At 63.6% G+C, this 20,864-nt stretch carries 16 protein-coding genes; 6 read left to right on the top strand and 10 right to left on the bottom strand.

Annotated elements, in window-relative coordinates; genetic code table 11:
- Positions 1-30: 30 nt before the first annotated feature.
- The 3 genes from MEFOE_RS02410 to MEFOE_RS02420 are packed head-to-tail and all read right to left on the bottom strand — an operon-like array spanning position 31 to position 3,784.
- Complete coding sequence (locus tag MEFOE_RS02410; RefSeq protein WP_067047740.1) at positions 31-2,184, bottom strand: sulfatase-like hydrolase/transferase; 2,154 nt, start codon at positions 2,182-2,184, stop codon at positions 31-33.
- 8 nt (positions 2,185-2,192) lie between these two features.
- Positions 2,193-3,575, bottom strand: coding sequence for a hypothetical protein (locus MEFOE_RS02415; RefSeq protein WP_067047742.1), 1,383 nt, complete (start codon positions 3,573-3,575; stop codon positions 2,193-2,195).
- Positions 3,572-3,784 carry a hypothetical protein gene (locus MEFOE_RS02420; RefSeq protein WP_067047744.1) on the bottom strand — a complete coding sequence of 71 codons (213 nt, stop codon included), beginning with the start codon at positions 3,782-3,784 and terminating at the stop codon, positions 3,572-3,574. The genes MEFOE_RS02415 and MEFOE_RS02420 overlap by 4 nt, the downstream gene beginning before the upstream one ends.
- Positions 3,785-3,959: 175 nt before the next feature.
- Between MEFOE_RS02420 and MEFOE_RS02425 the strand changes: the two genes are divergently transcribed.
- Positions 3,960-4,229 carry a hypothetical protein gene (locus MEFOE_RS02425; RefSeq protein ID WP_067047746.1) on the top strand — a complete coding sequence of 90 codons (270 nt, stop codon included), beginning with the start codon at positions 3,960-3,962 and terminating at the stop codon, positions 4,227-4,229.
- An 18-nt stretch (positions 4,230-4,247) separates the two neighbouring features.
- On the opposite strand, the gene MEFOE_RS02430 is transcribed toward MEFOE_RS02425, so the two are convergent.
- Entirely contained in the window at positions 4,248-4,646 is a 399-nt protein-coding gene (locus MEFOE_RS02430; RefSeq protein ID WP_067047748.1) for a hypothetical protein, read from the bottom strand.
- A 117-nt stretch (positions 4,647-4,763) separates the two neighbouring features.
- Positions 4,764-5,189, bottom strand: a complete 426-nt coding sequence (locus tag MEFOE_RS02435) for a pyridoxamine 5'-phosphate oxidase family protein (protein ID WP_067047751.1) — start codon at positions 5,187-5,189, stop codon at positions 4,764-4,766.
- Positions 5,190-5,441: 252 nt separating this feature from the next.
- Between MEFOE_RS02435 and MEFOE_RS02440 the strand changes: the two genes are divergently transcribed.
- From MEFOE_RS02440 to MEFOE_RS02455, 4 genes are read left to right on the top strand one after another with little or no spacing between them, the layout of a single operon-like run.
- The gene (locus tag MEFOE_RS02440; protein ID WP_067047752.1) at positions 5,442-5,624 is read left to right on the top strand and encodes a hypothetical protein; all 183 of its coding nucleotides are present in this window, start codon (positions 5,442-5,444) and stop codon (positions 5,622-5,624) included.
- Positions 5,621-9,274 carry a cobaltochelatase subunit CobN gene (locus MEFOE_RS02445; protein ID WP_067047753.1) on the top strand — a complete coding sequence of 1,218 codons (3,654 nt, stop codon included), beginning with the start codon at positions 5,621-5,623 and terminating at the stop codon, positions 9,272-9,274. The genes MEFOE_RS02440 and MEFOE_RS02445 overlap by 4 nt, the downstream gene beginning before the upstream one ends.
- A 13-nt stretch (positions 9,275-9,287) precedes the next feature.
- Positions 9,288-10,244, top strand: coding sequence for an ATP-binding cassette domain-containing protein (locus tag MEFOE_RS02450; RefSeq protein ID WP_067052852.1), 957 nt, complete (start codon positions 9,288-9,290; stop codon positions 10,242-10,244).
- On the top strand, positions 10,241-10,966 hold the full coding sequence (locus MEFOE_RS02455; RefSeq protein WP_067047754.1) for an ABC transporter permease: 726 nt from the start codon (positions 10,241-10,243) through the stop codon (positions 10,964-10,966). Before MEFOE_RS02450 ends, MEFOE_RS02455 begins: the two co-directional genes overlap by 4 nt.
- 10 nt (positions 10,967-10,976) lie before the next feature.
- Here MEFOE_RS02455 and MEFOE_RS02460 read toward each other — a convergent pair whose 3' ends face one another.
- From MEFOE_RS02460 to MEFOE_RS02470, 3 genes are all read right to left on the bottom strand, one after another.
- Positions 10,977-12,965 (bottom strand): magnesium chelatase subunit D family protein, encoded by a 1,989-nt coding sequence (locus MEFOE_RS02460; protein WP_067047762.1) that lies wholly within the window; start codon positions 12,963-12,965, stop codon positions 10,977-10,979.
- Between the two features lie 104 nt (positions 12,966-13,069).
- On the bottom strand, positions 13,070-14,188 hold the full coding sequence (locus MEFOE_RS02465) for a deoxyguanosinetriphosphate triphosphohydrolase family protein (RefSeq protein WP_067047765.1): 1,119 nt from the start codon (positions 14,186-14,188) through the stop codon (positions 13,070-13,072).
- Positions 14,189-14,229: 41 nt separating this feature from the next.
- Positions 14,230-15,684 (bottom strand): RNB domain-containing ribonuclease, encoded by a 1,455-nt coding sequence (locus tag MEFOE_RS02470; protein WP_067052854.1) that lies wholly within the window; start codon positions 15,682-15,684, stop codon positions 14,230-14,232.
- Positions 15,685-15,838: 154 nt separating this feature from the next.
- On the opposite strand from MEFOE_RS02470, the gene MEFOE_RS02475 reads away from it, so the two are divergent.
- Entirely contained in the window at positions 15,839-17,122 is a 1,284-nt protein-coding gene (locus MEFOE_RS02475; protein WP_067047768.1) for an ABC transporter substrate-binding protein, read from the top strand.
- A 332-nt stretch (positions 17,123-17,454) separates the two neighbouring features.
- Here MEFOE_RS02475 and MEFOE_RS02480 read toward each other — a convergent pair whose 3' ends face one another.
- Together MEFOE_RS02480 and MEFOE_RS02485 are read right to left on the bottom strand one after the other, a co-directional pair.
- Positions 17,455-19,827: a hypothetical protein gene (locus MEFOE_RS02480; protein ID WP_394326507.1), complete on the bottom strand. Its 2,373-nt coding sequence runs from the start codon at positions 19,825-19,827 to the stop codon at positions 17,455-17,457.
- 121 nt (positions 19,828-19,948) lie between these two features.
- Positions 19,949-20,488 (bottom strand): cache domain-containing protein, encoded by a 540-nt coding sequence (locus MEFOE_RS02485; RefSeq protein WP_067047776.1) that lies wholly within the window; start codon positions 20,486-20,488, stop codon positions 19,949-19,951.
- Positions 20,489-20,864 lie beyond the last annotated feature (376 nt).

Genomic DNA, 20,864 nt, shown 5'->3' on the forward strand with positions numbered 1-20,864 from the left:
GGTGTCTGAGGCTTACCCTCCCTGTCTCTCTCACGCACGGTCGATCCGCAGCGTCTGCATTGCTATGCCGAGATCCCGGGAATCTGTCGACAGGCCGGCATTGGAGGGAGATGCAGCATCCGGCAACTCGAACACGATGTTCAGGGTCTTCCCGTCCAGGAGGCTCTGGGGGATCTCCATGGATTTTTTCTGAAATCCTTCAGTCGAAAGAGTATAATTCCCGACGGCGTATCCATTTGCCCAGACTCGCAGGTCCTGGTTTTCTATCTGTCCTTTCACCAGGAAGGTGCTGAAGCTCATCGTAAGGACCAGGTCGGAGTCCGTCTCATTGAGAGAGCACGCCAGCGCCGCGGCATGGCCGTCCGTCCAGGTAAACCCGTTTTCCGGGTGATTCCAGCCCCGTGTGAGATAGCGTTCGGCATTGCCCCCTGACCCCCAGCGCATGACCGACCCGATCTCATAATCGGGCGGAGGAGTATATCCGGCGCCGTCGGGAGTGTATGTCCGGTATGTCGGTTGCCAGGAGGCACTGTCCCAGCTAAATCCGGTTATCCTGTACTCTTCCAGAGGGGGGAGATACTCTTTGTGCCAGTCGAAGTACTCGGGACTCCAGTCATAGTAGTAGTGCATCCGCACCCGCGACTCGTTTTCAGGGATCGAAAAGATGGACGAACCGGGAAGATCGTTCTCGATCTTCAGTTCGTCGGCGACGGTCTTTGCGATGTCTCCCAGGGATACGGGTGCGTCCGAGACGTTCAGGGCCCCGGTAGAATTGAAGGGTTTGACCAGCATCAGGGGGATGCCCCCGGCGACCACCTCCTCCGACACAAACCCCGGGGATGTCGAGGCGGGTATGCCTGAAGTGTTTATTCCGACCGGGTTTTTATGTGTCCCATGATCCGCGATGATGAAGATCACCGAGTTGTCGTATATATTCTGCTCTTTGAGGGATTCGAGGAGGGCATGGGCTATTTTTACGCTTGCTCTGGCCTGGGCGAGGCACCCGCTCCTGTTCTGAGGCAGGTCTTCAATCGTCAGGTCTTCGTTCAGGGTATAGGGACGATGGGGGCCTTGCAGATGGAACACCTTAAAGTCTGTCCCGTTCCCCGAGACATGTACCGTCGAACGGAATTTTTGATAGGTTTGCAGGTCCGAATTTTGACCTTCCTCGCTCTCTCTCAGAAGATCGTTGTAAAATATTTTTTTCATCTCCTGGGGGAGATACCGGAAAAATGTCAGGTGATACAGCGATGAAAGGCCCTTGTTTCCTGTCTCCGCCGTGCCGCCGCTCTCTATGGTATCGTACACCGTGTCGTTGGCATAGATCGCCTTCATGACCTTCGGATTGATCTCTGTTGTCGCTCCGTTCTCTTTCAGGAGAAGGGGCAGCGATCTCTCCATTGTTGTTGCCCGAATAAATTCCTGGATCGGCACCGAGTTGTCATAGAACTCCCCGGTCAGGATATAATCGATCGAGGGATATGTCGTCGGGAACCCGCCGGCGCTGTTCCGGTAATACGTAAACCCGTCGAACATCTTTGCATATTCTTCGTCCTCGTCGACGATCTCCTGAAAGAGGTCGGACTGGAAGGTGTCCAGGATGATGATGATCACATTCGGGCCCGTCGAAAACCTGTACATCCCCCCATCGTCGAACCCCTCCGCATACTTCCACTCTGGTTCGCCCTCCGCGGAAAATACGGTGACGGCAAGTCCGGCCGCCTGGATGACGATCAGGGCGGCGCAGAGGAGAGCGATGTGCCTGTACAGTCTTTCGGCGTTCAGGAACGAGGCGGCGATGACGCCGACCCAGACGAGGGCGTCGACGACCCCCTGCCAGACATAGTCGCTCCAGACGATCTCGTGGCCGTCGAGCAGGCCGTAGTCCCGGACCAGGAGGTTCCCCTGGATCCAGAGGAGGAGTCCCACGGCAAAGATCAGCGCCGCCGCCTTTGTGTGGCAAGGATCTTTCAGCAACGCCATGAGAAGCGCGAGCGGCAGTGCGACGACAAGCGCGAAGGCAACGAGCATGTACCAGATATCTGAAAATAAAAACGGCATTTCGAGATTATTGGTGAAGTACAGGTGCGCCGGTCCGAAAAAGAAGAGGGTCAGAGAAAGAAGGAACGGGGCACTGATCGATACGGCGAGTTTTTCTTTTTTTCTGGACTGATCGTTGGACATGCTCCCCCTCAGGTACGTTTTTTCATGAGGTACAGCGTGCGTGCGGAATCCGTGATCGACTCTTTCCTGAGCGTATCGAAGAACCCGCCGAACGCCTCTTCAAATGCGTCCTCTGTGTATCCTGCGAAGATGTCCTCCCGGTTCGCCAGCAGTTTTTTGACCTGAGAGTCATCCTTCGGGACGAACTCGACGACAAGGTAGGTGCAGATCTCCGCAAAAAATGCGGCGATCCTATCCAGCGGGACATTGTTCGAGATGGCCAGGTGATGGACCAGGGCGAGGGCGAAGACCATCTCCGCCGGCCCTCTCTCGATCATCGACCTCCTCTCCGCGTTGTCCCAGCCGATTGCGGGGCTCGGGTTGGTGAGGTCTACCACCAGGGGAAGAAGATGGGATTCGTGCTTTTCCCTGACATCCCTGTAATTTCTTTCGACGCAGGCGGGATCGATATCGCAGGCCACGGTAGGTATTCCCCGTCCGCTTGAAAGGCGGGAGAAGACCCCGACGTTCGCGCCGAGGTCCCATACAGTTCCCGGTCCAATCTCGTCCAGGAAACTGGCGATGATCCGTTTCTTGTGATCGAGCCCTGCCGCCGTATAGTTGGTCTCCCTGTAATACTCCGCCCACTCCGTCCCCTCGGGTCGCCAGGTGAGAGATCCTACAGCATTAGAGAGACTGTCGATGAGGCCCATCAGTGCGTTCTGGTTCACCTTCGGCGGTTCGATCTTTGTATGGGTGTCGGCGTACTGCGCCTGACTCCGTGCGTGCATGTGCAGGTGCATCGCGATGCGGGCGTTCAGCCAGCTCCGTCTCGGGAGGAGAGAACCTGCCAGGTCGAGGGGGACGCCGTCGATATGGACCCGCAGCAACTGGTTCAGCCTGATGTCGCGGTAGGCCATGAGCGCCAGAGGGGCGAGGAAGTGCTGGCAGAACTGTCGGTAGGCGACCCACGGTTCTCCCGGTGTGTAGGCCTCGAAGGAGAGGGTGTCGATGAAGACCGGTCGTCCGTCGAGGAACTGGATGTTGTAGGCGCTGGCGTCCTTAAGGGTGAGGCCGTGGCCGAGGGCGATCTTTTCGATCTCAAGAGTTGCACGCGCCGCCTCTTTCAATTGACTGAACGACCACTCGTAGGGATAGGAGATGAAGGGGACGACCTCGGGCTCGATGACTCTGTACGCCTCTTCCGGTCTTTCCGGTTCTATTTCGGCGTCCCTGTGGGGGATCAGCAGTCCCCGTTTGACCAGGTCGTCATAGAGTCCGGAAGCGATGAGTATCTCATAGGATTCCGCGTATGACCTGTTGATCTGCCGGTAGAGGGTGCCGTTGCGTCGAAAGAGAAAACCCGAAGGGTCCCTGAAAGAACTCTCCAGCACGCCTGCGTCTCCTGTCATATCTCACGGCGACCCCTGACGTAGTCCTTGATCCTGCTCCAGTATACTTTCAGGGTGAATACCGCCCCCAGTGCGACGGCGACGAGCATCTGCCAGATCATGCTCCCGACGCCAGGGTCCAGATACGCGGATGCCGCCTGTGGTACGAGCAGCAGCAGGCCTCCCAGCAAAAGATAGTGAACCTTCACTCTATCCCCCGTCACTTCCATGGGACTGGAAGGTAATATTCTTTCTGAATAGATCGATATCTCGGCTTTTTTTATCGGTACGTGGTTTTTATAGCAACATTTAATCTTTATTATTTTATTTTTGTTTTATCTGCCCTGTCTTTTCGACCATCATTCCATAATATTTAAATCTCGCCACACCTCACTCCCGCCATCTATGATCGCCCCTTCCCCCAGGAATGCCCCTGTCCTCCTTGGCGCCACGACCGGCCTCCCTCTTGGCGTCGCCGCAACGGCGTGTCTCGTCGCCGCTGGCTCCCCTGTCAACGCCGGCATGAACGCCCTCATCCTCCTCATGGTCGGCATGGTCCTGGCGGTCTGGCGGGAGACCGGTGCCCTGCCCGACAGCGTGGCCTGGCTTGAGGTCGGCGGCATCATCGTCCTCGAACTTGCGATCTGCATCGGGTGCGTGCTCTGGGGTGCGTGAGAGGGGAGTCCCTGCCTGTTATCTCGCCGCCGCCCGTCCGGTGCTGTAGCCGATCGCGATCGCCATCGTCGGGATCAGCAGGTACCGAAGGCCGATCTGGCCGAAGTACGTCGCAATGTCCATGCCTGAGACCGGGACGAGGACCAGGAGGTCGAGCGCCCAGTTCATCGCGAGCCACACGCCGCCGACGGTCACGCCCTCCCCGAGGTGGCGGGCCTGCACGCCGTCGAACCAGTGGACCAGGAGCAGAGCTCCCGTGACCCCGCCGACGACGATCATGACGCTCTTGAAGAGGAAGACGTCGACGAGGAGGCCGCCTCCGGGGCCGTAGAAGGGGATTGCAACGAGGAGCGGGACCAGCCATGTCAGAGCGCCGTAGAGAAGGAGCCTGCCCGTTTTTTTCAGTCTCTGTTCCATGATACGAGATCCTCAGACGACCGGCATGATGAGGCTATCGTATCTGCGCCGTTGAGAGATGGGAATTGAAGATAGACCGGGTGAGTCCTCTCGCGGGTGCCCTCCCCCAAAAAAAGTTCAGATGGATTTTTCCCAGCCCTGGCCCCTATCGATGAGGGGCCGTACTTCTCCGATCTCGAACCTCGCCGAGGCGTGGATCATCGCTGCCGCCTCCTCTCCCGCGGTCCCGGCGATCTCTCTCCTGTAGGCGTCCAGCGTCTCTCCGGACGTCTCGTACTCCTTCATCGTCATGTAGACGCGGACTCCCTTCCATCCCTCCATCATGCCCAACTCGCCCTGCTCCACGATCGTGAAGACGGCGTTTGGGTTCTCCTGCAGGTTGGCAAATGTGCGGTTCTTTCCAAAGACTGCAACGACGGTCTTCTCATCGATCATCTGCGGCGAGCCGAAGATTCCTGCATTGACCTTTCCATCTTTGCTCGCGGTGCTGAGGACGCCTATCCTCGGTTGTTTGTTGAAGTAGTCCATCAGTCTGGTTGACATGGCTATTCCCCCCTTTGAACCGGGCCTTGCCGCCCCTGCTTAAAATAATAAGGGGGCTGGCGGCCGCAGTGGCGTTCACGGCGAAGTCCCTACCGCCCTCGGGCACCGGCACTCCGGGACTGGAATTGTCCCGCGCCTGATAAACCTCTGTTTTTGTGGTGGTGCTACGTATTTTATTGTGGTGTGATTTGGTGTCACTATCATTCGGATAATTGTGATATGTTTTTATCGGACGTTGAAAGATATACTCCTATGGACGACCCGCGCCTCATTGTCCCTGTTCTCCTGTTCCGCCCCGACGATGGAATCGATCGCATCCCGACGTCCGGGGTGCTGCCAGTTCTCTCTCCCGCCCGGCCGCGGGGGACGTGCGATCTCGGCATCCCCCGTGATGCGGGTTCGACCTGCCTTGCGGTTGCAGGAGGGGCGGCATGAAGATCGCCGCAATCGTGTGGGGGAGCGACGCCGTTCTCCTCAGGGCCGCGGCCGCGGAGGAAGGCATCTCCTGCGCCGTCACCGGCACCCATGAGGTCGACGACCCCGCGGCACGGGACCGTTTTCTTGCCGACCAGGCCGATGCCGACCTCGTCCTCCTCCACCCGTCACGGGACCGGGCCTGGGACGACCTGATCCCGAAGATACGCACCGATATCCCGGTCGTCTCCTTCGGGCACGACGAGGCGTTCTGGACGCTCTCCACCGTCCCGCTCAGGGTCGCCGCGGCCGTCTCGGCATATGTCGTCCACGGCGGCATCGAAAATTTCCGGCTCATGGTGCGGTACCTCCGTGCGGTCGCGGACGGGTCGGGCGACGAACCCGCGCCTCCTCACCCTCTCCCCTGGGAAGGGATCTATCACCCCGACGCACCCGACCCCTTTGTCGACCTTGCGTCCTACCGCGCCTGGCGGCCCCGGCGCCATCCCTCCTCCGTCGGGATCGTCTTTTCCCGGACCTACTGGGCGAACGGCGACCGGGAGGTCGTGGACGCCCTTGTCAGGCGTATCGAGACCTTCGCCGACGTTGTCCCGGTCTTCTGTCTCTCCATGGGCGACCGGGAACTCGGCGCACGGCCCGGCGCCGAGGTGGCGGCAGAGTGGTTCGCGGGGGGGACAGACTTTGTCCTGAACCTCCAGCCCGTCTTCCATGCCCCGTCCGCCGACGCGGCCGGCGCTCTTCCCCGGCAGGTCGACTGCCCTGTCGCCCATCCGGTGCTCCTCTACCACAGGAGCCGGGAAGAATGGCTTTCCTCCTCTCTCGGCCTTCCCGCCGCCGAGGTCGGGTGGTCGATCGCCCTCCCCGAGTTCGAGGGGATGATCGAGATGCTTCCCGCCGGGACGGAGGAATCCTGCGAGGGGACCCACGACCCGATCCCCGACCGGGTCGAGAGGATCTGCCGCCGCGTCGCGGCCTGGCTCTCTCTCCGGGAAAAACCGGCCGCCGAGAGGAAAGTTGCCTTCATCCTCCATAACAACCCCTGCTCCTCGGTCGAGGCGACCGTCGGCGCCGGCGCCCACCTCGACACCCTCGAAAGCGTCGCCCGGATCCTCGCCGCACTCCGGGAGAGGGGCTACGCTGTCGACCCCCCCACAGACGGGAAGGCGCTCATCGACCTGATCATGGCGAAACGGGCGATCAGCGACTTCAGGTGGACCTCGGTCGGATCGATCGTCAGGTCGGGCGGGGCGCTCGCGGAGGTCACCCCCGACGAGTACGCGGCATGGTTTGCCGAACTCGACCCCTCAGTCAGGGAGACGATGGAAAAGGCATGGGGCCGGCCGCCGGGCGAGGAGGTCGACGGCATCCCGCCTGCGATGGTCCACGAGGGACGTATCGTCGTCACCGGCGTCAGATTCGGGAACGCCGTCGTCTGCGTCCAGCCGAAGCGGGGGTGCGCCGGGGCGAAGTGCGACGGCACGGTCTGCCGCATCCTTCACGACCCGGAGACGCTGCCCACCCACCAGTACCTGGCGACCTACCGGTGGCTGGAGCGGGTCTTCAGCGCCGACGCTATCGTCCACGTCGGGACGCACGGCAACCTTGAGTTCCTGCCCGGAAAATCGGTCGCACTCTCCGGCCGCTGCTTCCCGGACATCGCGATCGGGACGGTCCCGCACCTCTACATCTACAATGCCGACAACCCGCCCGAAGGGACCATCGCCAAACGCCGGGCCCATGCGACGCTCGTCGACCACATGCAGACCGTGATGCAGGCCGCCGGCCTCTACGGCGCCCTCAAGGACCTTGAGGCATTGCTCGACGAGTACGGCCGGGCCAGAGGGAACGACCCTGCCCGTGCCCACGCCCTGGAGCACCAGATCCTCGACGCCATCCACGAGGCCGGACTGGAAGAAGAAACAGATCTCGCCGGACTGGAGGCGGGCCGGCAGGACTTTCCGGCCTTCGTCGCCCGGACGCACCGGGAACTCGCGAAGGTGGCGTCCTCCCGCATCCCGGACGGCATGCACATCTTCGGCTCCCGCCCCGAAGGGGCCGACCGCATCAGGTTCATCCAGGCGGCGCTCAGGTTCGACGACGCCCTCGGTTCGGCCCTCTTCGGCCCCGACGACGACCCGGCGGCGGTCGGGACGCGTGACGGGGCCGAGGCCGCGTTCGTCGATGCCGTCCTCCGGGGTGCCGACGCCCGGACGGCGGTTGAAGAGGCCTGCGGCAGGCCCCCTCTCCCCGGCACCGCAGACGCCGTCGCGGCGATGGCAGAGCAGGCGCGGAGTATGGCCGCAGCGCTCGACGCCTCCGCCGAGACCGAGAGCCTCCTCCACGCGCTGGACGGTGGCTTCGTCGAACCCGGTCCCGCAGGCCTGATCACCCGCGGCCACCCCGAGGTCCTCCCGACAGGGCGAAACTTCTATTCCCTCGACCCCGCCTCCGTCCCCACCCGTGCGGCGTGGGCCGTCGGGAAGAGACTCGCCGATGCGCTCATCGCCGGGTATCGGCAGGAGCACGGGGAGGACCCCCGCTCTGTCGCGATGTACTGGACGTCCTCCGACCTGATGTGGGCCGACGGCGAGGAACTTGCCCAGATGCTCGCCCTCATCGGGGTCGAACCGGTCTGGCGCGGCGGGAAGGTCGTCTCATTCCGGGTGGTCCCCCTCGAAGACCTCGGCCGGCCGCGTATCGACATCACGGTACGGGCAAGCGGGATCCTGAGAGACTGCTTTTTCCGCTGCATCGAACTGCTCGACGATGCGATCGCCGCTGTCGCCGCCCTCGACGAACCCGACGAGATGAACCCGGTCCGCGCCAACGCCCTGAAGACCGGTACGACGGCGCGTATCTTCTCCAGCAGGCCGGGCACCTACGGCAACGGCGTGAACCTGGCGGTCTACTCCTCGGCATGGAAGGAAGAGAAGGACCTCGCCGGGATTTTTATCGAATGGAACGGATACGCCTATGGCAGGGACAACGCCGGGCGCGACGAACGCGAGGCCTTCTCCGGCCTCCTTGCCGGTGCGGACGCCACCTTCAACAAGACGGCGACCGACGAGTACGACCTCTGCGGGTGCTGCTGCTACTTCGGGACGCACGGCGGCATGACGGCCGCGGCACGGACCCTCTCCGGGAAGCGCGTCCCCGCGTACTACGGCGACACGAGGAAACCCTCGCAGGTGGAGGTCAGGACCCTCGCCGCGGAACTCGGCCGGGTGGCCAGGACGAAACTCCTCAACCCGGCCTGGATCGCGGGGATGAAGAGGCACGGCTATAAGGGCGCCGGAGACATTGCAAAGAGAGTGGGAAGGGTCTACGGCTGGGAAGCGGCGACCGGCGAGGTGGACGACCGGATCTTCGATGCGATCGCGCGGACCTTCGTCCTCGACCCGGAGAACAGGTCCTTTTTCCAGGAGAGCAACCCCTTCGCCCTCGAAGAGATCGGCCGCAGGCTTCTTGAGGCGCAGGGCAGGGGCCTCTGGAGTCCTGACCCCGAGGTGGCCGAACGCCTCAGGGACGCCTATCTGGAGACGGAAGGGTGGCTTGAAGACCGGATCGACGGCGCCGACGGCCCCGTGCAGGGCGGCGGCGTGACCATCACGAACCTCGACGAGATCAGGGCGACACGGCGGCACGAGTAATACAGGGATGACAATGGCAGTGATCGAGACAGAGGACCTGACCCGGACCTTCGGCGATCTCAGGGCCGTGGACAGTTTGAACCTTGAGGTCGGGACCGAGATCTTCGGTCTCCTCGGGCCGAACGGGTCGGGCAAGACGACGACGGTGAAGATGCTGACGACCCTTCTCGGGCCGACGAGCGGAGATGCGAGGGTCTGCGGGTATTCTGTGACGAAAAACCCCGAGCAGGTCCGCGAGCGGATCAGCTATGTCCCGCAGGACATGGCGCTCGACCCGAAACTGACGGGCCGGGAGAATGTCGTCTTTTTTGCAAAACTCTACGGGATCGAGAGCCCGTACGATACCTCGGACGAGGCGATCGCGTTGATGGACCTCTCCGACCGGGCCAACGACCTTGTCCGGACATATTCCGGCGGGATGCGGCGGAGGCTTGAACTGGCGCAGGCGCTGGTGCACGACCCCGAGGTGCTCTTCCTGGACGAACCGACGATCGGTCTGGACGTCGCGGCCAGGCGGAAGATCTGGGCGCACATCACCACGCTGAAGGACCGGGGGATGACGGTCTTCGTGACGACCCACTATATGGACGAGGCCGACCATGCCTGCGACCGGGTGGCGATCATCGACCACGGCGCCGTTGCGGCGTCTGATACGCCGGCGGTCCTGAAGGCCCGCCTCTGCAGCGATATCGTGACAATCCGCGCCACGGGGGAGTACACCGGGGCGAGCGTGGACGGCACCCGGTTTCTCGGGTGCGACGGCGACGAGGTGAGGTTCAGGGCCGAGTGCGGCGAGGAGGCCGGGATCGCACTCGCCCGCGCCCTCACCGCCGCCGGGATGCATGTCAGTTCGATCTCGATCCGGCAACCGACCCTGGACGACGTCTTCCTGGCACTTGTCGGGTCCCAGGAAGAGACGACCGCGTTTGACTTCCACAGTTTCCGGACGATGCTCCTGAGGCGGCGATGAGGCGGACATTCACGTACATCGAGAGGGACTTCCTCCGCTGGGTCCGCGGGCGGACGTCGGTCGTCTCGGCCCTGGTGATGCCGGCGACCTGGCTGATCTTTGTCGGCCTCGCCCTGCCGACCCGGTTCACCGACAACTACCTGGACTTCATCACGCCCGGCATCCTGGTGCTCACCATGCTCGGCACCTCGATGCAGGGCGGGTCTCTGCTGATGTTCGACAAGATCCTGGGCTTCCTCCCGAAGTTCCTGGCGATGCCCGCACCGCGCGAGAGCATCCTTGCCGGCAAGATCCTCTTCATCACGCTCCGCGGCCTCCTCCAGTCCACGGTGATCCTTCTCATAGCGCTCGTCCTCGGGGCGCATCTCCTCGACCCCGTCCTGCTGGTCGAGATGTACGGGGTCCTCTTCCTCTTCGGCATCTTCCTCTCGTCGTTCACGACGACGATGGCCCTCGTCCTCGAGGACCACGACTCCTATGCCGCCTTCAATGCGGTCGTCTCGATGCCGCTCTTCTTTACGAGCAGTGCGCTGATGCCCTACGAGGTGATGCCGGGATGGCTTGCGGTGCTCGCTCACCTCAACCCGGTCTCCTATGCGATCGACGCGATACGTGCGTTCCAGGTCGGGGTCTTCCCGGCGGCGGCCCTTCTCCTCCTCGGTCTCGGGGCGGTGGTCGTGCTCGCGGTCTCGATGACGACGTTCCGGAAGGCGACGGTGTGAGAGGGGGGCGTCACGTCTCGAAGAGTCGCCCGCCCTCGTACCGGGCGATCGTCTCGATCTCGCCGGTGGAGAGGTCGGAGAGGGCATAGTACCGCCCCCCGCACATCTCCGCGACCTCGCGGCAGTAGCCGAGGGTGAGGGGCCGCCCGCTCTCCACCGCCTCCGTGTCGATGACGACTGTCCTGATGCCGGCGCCCGCGATCTCGCCGGAGACGCGGGCGAGTTCCTCCCTGACCGGCCCTGTCCCGCTGTTTGCCCGGCCGTCGGAGATGAGCATCATCAGGGGGATCACCTCGCGGCGTTTCCTCTTCTCCCTCTGGAGGACCTCCATCCCTTTTGCAAGGCCCGCAGCGAGGGGGGTCCGCCCGCCTGTCGGGATTTCGGCGAGGCGGTGGTAGGCAAGGTCGACGCTCCGGGAGAGGGGGAGGACGAGGTCGGCGTCCGTCCCCCTGAAGGCGACGAGGCCGACGCGGTCGCGGTGGACGTACGCGTCTTCCAGGAGAGAGAAGACGGCGCCCTTCGCGCATTCCATTCTTTTCTCCGCACCCATCGAACCGCTTGCATCGACGACGAAGACGCAGGCGACCTCTGCCCTGCCCGTCCGTCCGGCCTTCCTGAGGTCCTGCGGGAGGACGGTGACGGCGAGACCGGGGCCGGGCTTTCTGAACCGCTGTGCGGGTGCGGCCGCCCTGAGGGTGGCGTCGAGGGCGAGGTCGCGCCAGGTGTCGGTCGTGGTGACGGTGGTCCGGCGGCCGCGGCGGTCCTCTGTCGGCGTGGCAATCCTTCGGCCGCGTGCGGTCTTCCTGAGGGTCCGGTCGGGCGTGGTCTCCTTCCAGACCGGGTCTGTTGCGATCGGGGCGCCGATGCCCTTTGTCTCCGTCCTGCCGCCGTCGGGCGGGGGGACGGCGTCGCCCTCGCCGCCGCCGCCAGTCTCGTCGCGGCTGTCCTGCGGTCTCTGGTCGTCGCGGTCGGGCACCATGTCGTCGAGGGTCTGCGGGTCGATCTCCGGCTCTTCGAAGGGTTTTCTCCGCATCCTGTGGGGGAGGGCGAGGGCCATCGCCTCACGGACGTCGGCCGGGAGGACGGTCTCCCGCCCCCGGAAAGCCGCGATCGTCCGGGCCGCCCTGACGACCGTGATCTCGGCGCGGTGGGTGGTGATCCCGAGGGAGATGCAGGCCTCGACGACGGTGCGGACGAGGCGGTCGTCGATCGTGACGCCGGGCAGGAGCGTCCTGGCCCGCACGATCGCCGCCCTGAGGTCGTCCTGCGCCGGGGCGCATGACGCTGCCATCGCTGCGGGGTCACGGTCCCAGGCCTCGGCGGCGGCGATGACCGCCATCCTGGCGTCGGGGTCGGTGAAGCCTTCGACAGTGACCATCAGGCCGAAGCGGTCGAGCAACTGGGGCCTGAGTTCCCCCTCCTCCGGGTTCATCGTCCCGACGAGCATGAAGCGGGCGGGGTGGGTGACGGAGATCCCCTCGCGCTCGACCGTGTTGACGCCCATTGCCGCCGCGTCCAGGAGGACGTCGACGATATGGTCGTCGAGGAGGTTCACCTCGTCGATGTAGAGGATGCCGCGGTGGGCGTCGGCGAGCACGCCGGGTTCGAGGGCGGCCACGCCCTCGCGGATCGCCCGTTCGAGGTCGAGAGTCCCGACGACCCGGTCTTCGGTGGCGCCGAGGGGGAGGGTGACGACCCTGACCCGGCGTTCCGACCGTTCGAGGCCGCCGGTCTCGCGAAGTTTCCCGGCGCAGGTCGGGCAGAATCCGGCAGGGTCGTCCGGGTCGCAGGAGAAGGGGCACCCCTGCACGACGGCGATCTGGGGCAGGACCCCGGAGAGTGCGCGGACGGCGGTGGACTTCGCTGTCCCTTTCTCCCCCCGGATCAGCACGCCGCCGACCCGCGGGTTGATGGCATTGAGAATGAGGGCGAGTTTCATCTGGTCCTGGCCGATGATGGCCGTGAACGGAAGGGTGGGAGGTCGGTCGGTGAGTGCCATACTCCTACCTTTGGTATTGTTGGTATTACTTTTTTGCCACAAAAATGAAGTATGTATCCATAATGGCATCACAATTGCGCATTCCGTGCTATTGTGACATGCCTTCACTCCGCCCTGTACGTCCCCCTGACCCTCTCGGGCAGGACGACCGCCCGGAAACTCTCGGCGAAGTAGCGGTCTGTCATCCCGGCGATGAAGTCCCGCACCTTCTCCCCCTCGCTCGCCTCTTCCCGGTACTCCCGCGAGACCCAGGGGGCGTCGAGGTAGTCGGTGTAGATGGGCGAGTCCCTCTTCTCCTCCGCGAGGTCGGCGGCGTAGTGCTCGAAGAGGGCGGCGAACATCCTCCTGATCTTCGCCTTCTGCGAGGTGAGCCGCGGGTGGTTGTAGACGCGGTCGATGCTGAACCTTTGCATCTGTTTCACCCCTTCGGCTGCGTCGTCCGAGAAGGTGACCTCCTCCTTCCCGAAACTTTCCGTGATGAGATCTTTGATGAGGGTGTCGATGGCCGTCCTGGTGATCGTCCGATAATCGTCTATCCCGAAGGTCTCCCGGCAGGTCGTCGCCAGGTCCTCGTCGTCCGCGTCGATCAGCCCGACCTCGATCGCGTCCTGGAGGTCGCGGCCGAGGTAGGCGATGACGTCCGCAGCCCTGACGACGCACCCCTCCATTGTGGACGGGAGGACGGACTCCCCTCCCCGGATCTCCTCGCATTTCGATTTGAGGGACGCCGGCGTGAGGGGCCCTGCCGGGACGAGGCGGCCGACGAAACTCTCGCCGTCGTGGCAGAGGACGCCGTCCAGGGTCTGGAGGGTGAGGTCCAGGTCTTCGATGACGTCGAGGAACTGGACGCTCTGCACGTTGTGCCTGAAGGCGCCGACCCCCGCCCGCCGGCAGATCGCGTCGAGGCACTCCTCCCCCGTGTGCCCGAAGGGGACGTGCCCGATGTCGTGGCCGAGGGCGACGGCCTCGATCAGGTCTTCGTTGAGGCCGAGGGCCCGGCCGATGGTGCGGGCGACCTTGGAGACGAGTTGCACGTGGAGGACGCGGTGGGTGATGTGGTCGTTGTCGATGAGGGAGAAGGGCGGGCGGATGACGGGTTCCTCCGCTCTTGCGCCCCTCTTCCTGATGGCTGAGGTGTTCTGTGCGGCATAAGGGGAGTACGTCCTCTCGACCGCGGCCTGGCGGCGGCGAACTTCTTCGAGGATGGCGGGGGAGATGTCCATAGGAGGGGGGAGGGCGGGGGCGGTATTTGGGGCTTTCGCCCTCACACCCTCTCGAAGTCGATGTAGCCCCTGTACGGGTCGGTGCGTACCAGGCGGACGCGGACCTTCCGGCCGACGGAGAGGCCCTCCTCGCCCTCCATGACCCGCCCTTCGATGGGGGGCGAGACAATCCTGACGTACGTCCCTTTCTCCGAGGCACCGGTGACGAGGGCGTCGAAGGTCTCGCCGATCCGGTCCTCCAGGAGCACCGCGGCCGCGGCCTTGCGCATGAACCTCTCCACCTTCTCGGACGCCCTCTCCCTGTCGGTCAGCCATGCGGCGAGGCTTTCCAGATCGTCGCGGGTGTATGGGGTCCCCTCTTCCCGGAGGGCCGCCTTCACCTGCCTCTGAATGATCACGTCGACGTAGCGCCTGTTCGGGGCGGTGCCGTGGGTGTAGTCGGTGACCGCGAGGCCGAAGTGGCCGTATGGCGGTTCGCCGGGGTCGAGGGGCAGGTAGATGCCGTGGCCGATGAGTTTCACGATCGTCAGGGAGAGGTCGGGGAAGCGTTCGGGGTCGGCCGTCTTCCGCCGGAGGAGAAATGTCGAGAGGGCCTTCGCGCTGGGTTTCTTCGGGAGGCGCCAGCCGTAATCCGCGGCTGTCGCCACGATCCCGTCCCAGTTCTTCGGCGTCAGGACGACCCTCTGGACCATGGGGACCCCGGCCCTGCCCAGGTACTCCACCACCGCCCCGTTCGCCCCGATCATGAACTCCTCGATGAGGCGCCGGGCCGCGTTCTGCCGCGGGACGACGAGGTCGGTCACCCTTCCCTCCTCCATCACCGGCGCCGCCTCGATGGTTTCGAGGTCGAGGGCCCCCTGCTCCATCCTGTGTCGTCTCAGTCTCCGGGCCGCCTCGTCCTGCATGCGGACCTGCTCCTCCAGGCCGGGGACGTCGGCGAAAATTGCGGGCGGATCTCCAACGCCTTCCAGCCAGTCCCCGACCTCCTCGTAGACGAGTTTCGCCCTGTTGCGGACGACCGCCCGGGAGATCCCGCCGGGCCGGGTGCTCCCGTCCGGGCGGACGGTGTACTCGATGACGACCGCGAGGCGGGCCTGGCCGGGGAGGAGCGAGGTGATCCCCTTCGAGAGACGGTCCGGGAGCATGGGGAAGGTCTCGACCCCGGTGTAGACCGAGGTGCCGTTATGGGCGGCGTGCCGATCGGCCGCCGACCCCCTCGGCACGGAGGCGTCGACGTCGGCGATCGCCACCCGCACACGGATCTCGCCGCGGCCTGTGCGTTCGCAGCACTCGATCTGGTCGAGGTCCAGGGAGTCGATGTTGTCGATGGACGACCAGAGGAGGGACGAGAGGTCGCGGACGCCGTGCGGCACGGCCGGCGCTGCGATCGCCTCGACCTCCCTCTCGACGGCCGGGGGGAACCGGGGTTTGAACCCGTACTCCTGCATGGCCTCCCGTGCGATCGCCTGCAGGTCGATGGGGGGATGGGTGGTCATCATACGGGAAGGGGAGACCCGCGAGCATAATTATCTTCTGGCATGCCCCACGGGGATGGGCGCCCGATGTGTATGATGACGTCTCGAAAAAATCCCTCATGGGCGCCAGATACAGGATAGTAATAATTAAATCGTTTATATGCGGAAAATACGTATGGAATCAGGCAAATCAGCAATCACTCTCATCATTCTGGGAGCGATCATCTTCGCCTGTGGATGTACGGGGACGGCGAACCCCTCCGTTGCAGAGGGGAGTATGCAGGAGAACGTCGTCGTACAGGTGAACGTCGTCGGAGTCCTCCTGCCGCTCACCGGCGACTCTGCGGAGGGCGGCGAGGCATGCCGCGTCGCCCTGGAGGTTGCCGCCGAGGATATCAACGAGTACTTCCTTTCGATCGGGTCTGACCACCGGGTACGGCTTGTCGTCGAGGACACGGCGACCGATCCCGCCGTTGCCCTTGAAAAGGTGAAGGCGTTCGACGAACAGGGGATCAGGACCGTCATCGGGCCGGGTTCCAGTGCCGAACTGGAGGCGATCCGCACCTATGCCGACGAGCACGGGATCCTGATCGCCAGCACCATGAGCACGGCGCCGTCACTTGCGATTGCCGGTGACACCATCTTCCGGTTCGTGCCGCCTGACACCTGCCAGGCCGATGCGATGGCACGGTGCCTGGAAGAGGACGGGATCGCGGCAATCGTCCCGGTCTGGCGCGGCGACATCTGGGGCGACGAACTCCAGATCCTGACGGCGACGGCGTTCAAGACCAGGAACGGCACGGTCCTCGACGGGGTCAGGTATACGCCGGGTTCGAAGGACTACACCGGCGTGATTGCGGCACTCGATCGCGAGGTCGGCGAGGCCATTGCAACGCATGGCGCAGAGAAGGTCGGCGTCTATGCAGTCACCATCGAAGAGGTGTCGGCGATCATGGCGGCCGCGGCAGAAACGGAGAACCTCACGCAGGTCAGGTGGTACGGGTGCGACGGCAACATCCTTCTCGAAACGCTGACGAGGCCGGGGGATGCGGCCCGCTTTGCGGCGCAGACGAACTTCACCGCCCCGACGTTCTGGACCACTCGCGTCAGTGCCTCCTGGAAGGACACCCTCCAGACGATCCAGGGCCGCCTGGGACGGCAGCCCGACGGTTCCGGCCTGGCATCGTACGATACGCTCTGGATTGTCGCACTGACCGAAACCCAGACCGATTCTAAGGATCCGTCTGAGTTGAAAGCTGCTTTAACAGGTACTACGGCTATGTTCAGCGGAAAATTGTGTGCAAAGGTTGACCTTGACGAGGCCGGCGATCGGTCGACCGCACACTATGGTTTCTGGTCGGTGAAGGCCGACGGCGATGCATACAGGTGGATGCAGGTTGCCAGGTACGATATCTGGTCTGCGGGTGTGCCCTCTAAGTTCGTACGGGTCGACGCCTGAACGTCGCGGGGGAATGCCAGGCCCCCTTTTTTTGTTGTTTCCGCCGGTCGAACATGATCGGCGTGCCTCTCCTTTTCCGGCGGGGTTTTGCACCATTGCACCTGTTTTCTCTCCTTCGCGCCGGTATTGCACCGGGGAGATCCGTCGCCGGCAGCCGTTGATCAGGCAACGGGGCCGTGCACGCCGGGTGCCCGCCGACGTTTGCACCAGCCCGCGTATCGCAGCACCATACGCCACTCCCGCGGGCGTGCCGTATGTTCTCCGGATCGTGTGTAAATTTCCCCGGGTATCTGTACACACTTCTCTCTCTATACTCTGTACGCAGATACACCTCAGGAACGCTCCCCTTCTGCGGCCGGATCATTTCCACCGCCCTGGTGCAAACCGGGCGCGAAGGTGGAAGGGTCGGGGTCATCGTCGATCCAGACATCCGCTTTTGCCATCCAGTCGCGGTAGGCCCGGTGGTCGAACGAAAAATAATGCTCCCGCCTTTTCATCTCGATACCGAAACGCTCCTCGGCTACCGTGGCGTCGATGAGGCTCACGGCCGGGCACTTGTCCAGGATGCCGGCATGGGTCGCCCTGCTGTTCGTGTAGCCGTGGAGCAGGCGGTAGGTCTGCTGGTACGAGAGGCCGAGGGTCTCCTGCAACATATGGACCGTGAACGCGTTCCAGCCCATTGTTTTAACGGTCTCCAGGGCCGCCGCCTCGTTCCTGGTCAGCTTCGTCTCCTGCCCGCCGGTGTCGCCGTTGATCGCAAGGAACAGCCTGCGGGCATAGGCGAAGTCCTCGCGGTCGGCGATGAGGCTCCCGTCCTCGTCCCGGTCCCGCCGGCAGGCGTGGAGGAGGGCGGAGGCCTTGATAAGGTCGAAGAGCATGGCCGGGTTCCGGCGATTCCTCGCGGTCCGGAAAGAGATCCGCGTCGAGAAGGGGATGCGGACGTGGTAGGTCTGTTCCTTGACGATCTCCCAGATGGCGCGGCAGACATGGACGTCGGCGTCCTCGTCGTCGCCGCGGCGCTCTGCCTCGGCCATCTTCATGTGGGCGAGCACCCTCTCGTCCTGTTCCTTCGAGTCGTCGATCCAGACGGTGAGCATGCGGTTCATCACCTGGTCGTCGCCGACACTCTCCACTTTCGCGAGCCACCAGACGCACCTCTCCGGGATGGTGCAGACACGCAGGCGCCTTTCGGTGGTGAGGGTGCGGTGCTCGATGGGTTCCCGGAAACCGGCGGTGGCGCTCTTCAGGAGTTCCTGCATGTCGTCGGAGAGGGAGACGTCGTCGAAGAGGAAGACGGTGCCCGGCCGCAGGGAGTCGTGGTAGTAGAGGGCCTTGTCGGAGACGGTGCCCGTGAGCCTGAAGGTTTCCGGGATGAGGGTGAGCATGGTGGTGCAGGCATGGGTCTTGCCCTTGCCGGAGTTCCCGGAGATGGCGACGTGGAGGCCGTTCGTGTTCTCGACAGACTGCGAGGCGACCGACATGATCAGGCACTCGGCGACGATGGTGTCGCCGACGTGTTCCCGGTGGAAGGTGTCGAGGAGGAAGGCGATCGGGTCGCCGTCCTCCAGGATGGCGAGGGCCTTCTCGCGATATGCAGGGTCGGGCGCCGGAGGGTTCGGTGGCGGCGCCTCCTTCCGCTTTTTCTTCGGCTCGTGCATGGCCCGCAGTTCCGGCCACCTCTGCTTCCCGCCGCCGCAACTCGCGTGGTGGCACCCGGCATGGACCGCACCGTTCGGGAACTGGACGGCGAAGGCGCCGTCACGGTGGGCGGTCGAGAAGGGGCAGTCGGCGAGGACGTGGAGGGTGCCGCCCTGCCAGGGGCGGGTGGAACGCACGGCGAGGCCGTGCTCCGAAAGCCATGTTGCAAGGTCGATCTTCCCCCCTGTCGGCGGTGTCGGGGCCTCGGTGGGGAGGCGGGTGGCGATCTGTCGAAGTTTGTCGGCCGTGACGATCTCCGCGTGCTCCGGCACCGAGAGGAGCTTCGCCCGCCTGTGCGGTCGCTCCGCCGTGTTGTCCCCTTTGCGCGAGCAGGTGCCGTAGAGTTTCCAGATCCGTGCGGCGTTCGCGTTCGCGGTGTCGACGGTGACTTTTTCGTCGGAGAACAACGCGTCGAGGGTGGCGAGCACCCCTTTGACGAGTCCCCCGTCGTCGTTCGGGAGGTCGACCGCGTAGAGGAGATGGGCCCCGTTCCCGGAGTCGGCGCGTATGGGTTCGGGGAACCCCTGCTCGTCGAGCCAGCGGGCGATCGCGTCCGCCCGCCTGAGGGCGGCGGCGTGCTCCTCCTCCGTCGACGACACCCCGCCCGGCCGCACCGGGTCGAGGTCGACAGGCAACCAGCGGCGGCGCACGATGTCGGCGTCCGAGGTCGTGGCGTCGGAACGGGTTAGCCGCATCTTCACCCTGTTCGCCCGCCGGGCCAGGAGGGCGGGGTCCACCTCGTTCAGGGTGACGTAGATCCCGCGGACCTCCGGGTCGGTGTCGAGTGCCTCCGCACACGCGGCGAGTCTTGCGAAGTCGTCGAAGTAGCCGGAGTGCGTCGCATAGTCCCCGAGCGCCCGCACCTCCACCACGCCGCCGGAGAACAGGGCGGCAAGGGCCTGAGCCGGGGTGTCTCCGGTCGACGGAGACGCGGCGGTCTTCCCGGGTCTGGTGTTGGCGCACGGGGGATCGTGAAGGCTGCCGTGTATTTTTTTCGTGCTGTGCATGCCTCTCCGTCGGCGACGGGGGTCTTAAGCCTGACTTAACCGGGGTTAAAATAGATGTCCCGGTTGTTATTCCGCCCCGGGTCCGGACACTGTCCGGGGCGGATGCCGGTGGGAAAAATCGTTACTGCACTGGAGACTGGTTTACCGGGCCGGTGTATATTCCGGAACCAAGCCACCAGTCATCATCGATCTTCACACCATACACCAGTTTTGATTCGAGCGTCCGGTTGTGTGTGGGATTGACATACTTTATCGGGTAAAACCCGCTTCCATTCCTGACTGCATCGATGGTACCCCGGAGGAATGTCCCTGTCTCTCCCTCATCCATACGGTTTACTCCGACCTTCTCGGGATTGACCGGGTGGGCGAGGGTCGTGCCGTTGAAGTCGTAGGCGTAGATATAGAGTTCGCCCCTGACAAATGAACCATTCGGGTTGTTAAATTCTGCAAGAGCTTTCTCTTTGCCGTTTGCTTTCACATAGGCGGCTGCACTCTCAACGAAGGCGACGAGCGTTTCATTGGAGGTGTAGTTCTCCTGCTGAATGTCAGTACTTCCCGGCGTTGGAGTGGCCACGCCGGGCTGGTTCTGTGTGCACCCGGCTGTTACAAGAAACAGGCCGAGAACAAGCAGAATCAGGAATGAAATCGACGATTTTTGCATGATATTAATGCGATTTTTCCGTTGATAAAGATGCTGTCTCAACGAATGTCCGGGAGGGAGTTATTATCGATAATTCCGCTCTATCTAGGGCTATTATCCGCAATATCGGCTATTCTGGAGTCATCATGGGGTCCTCGACGTTCCCGGTCTACGCGGCGGTCAGGTTTGCCGAACTTTTCCGGACAGCGGGATCGTGCTCGCCTTCGACCTCCCTGACGTCCGCTTCGATGCCGGTCATGATCTGTCCTCTCCAGAATTGATCCTGCCGGGGCGGCGATCACGTTTTGTGTCCTGGTCGGATCGCCGGAATGATCGTGAACTGTCTCCCCATTGAACACATTTTGTATACGGCCGTATACATTTTTGATACGCGATC

It is taken from the genome of Methanofollis ethanolicus, from assembly GCF_001571385.1.
Taxonomy (GTDB): Archaea; Halobacteriota; Methanomicrobia; order Methanomicrobiales; family Methanofollaceae; genus Methanofollis; species Methanofollis ethanolicus.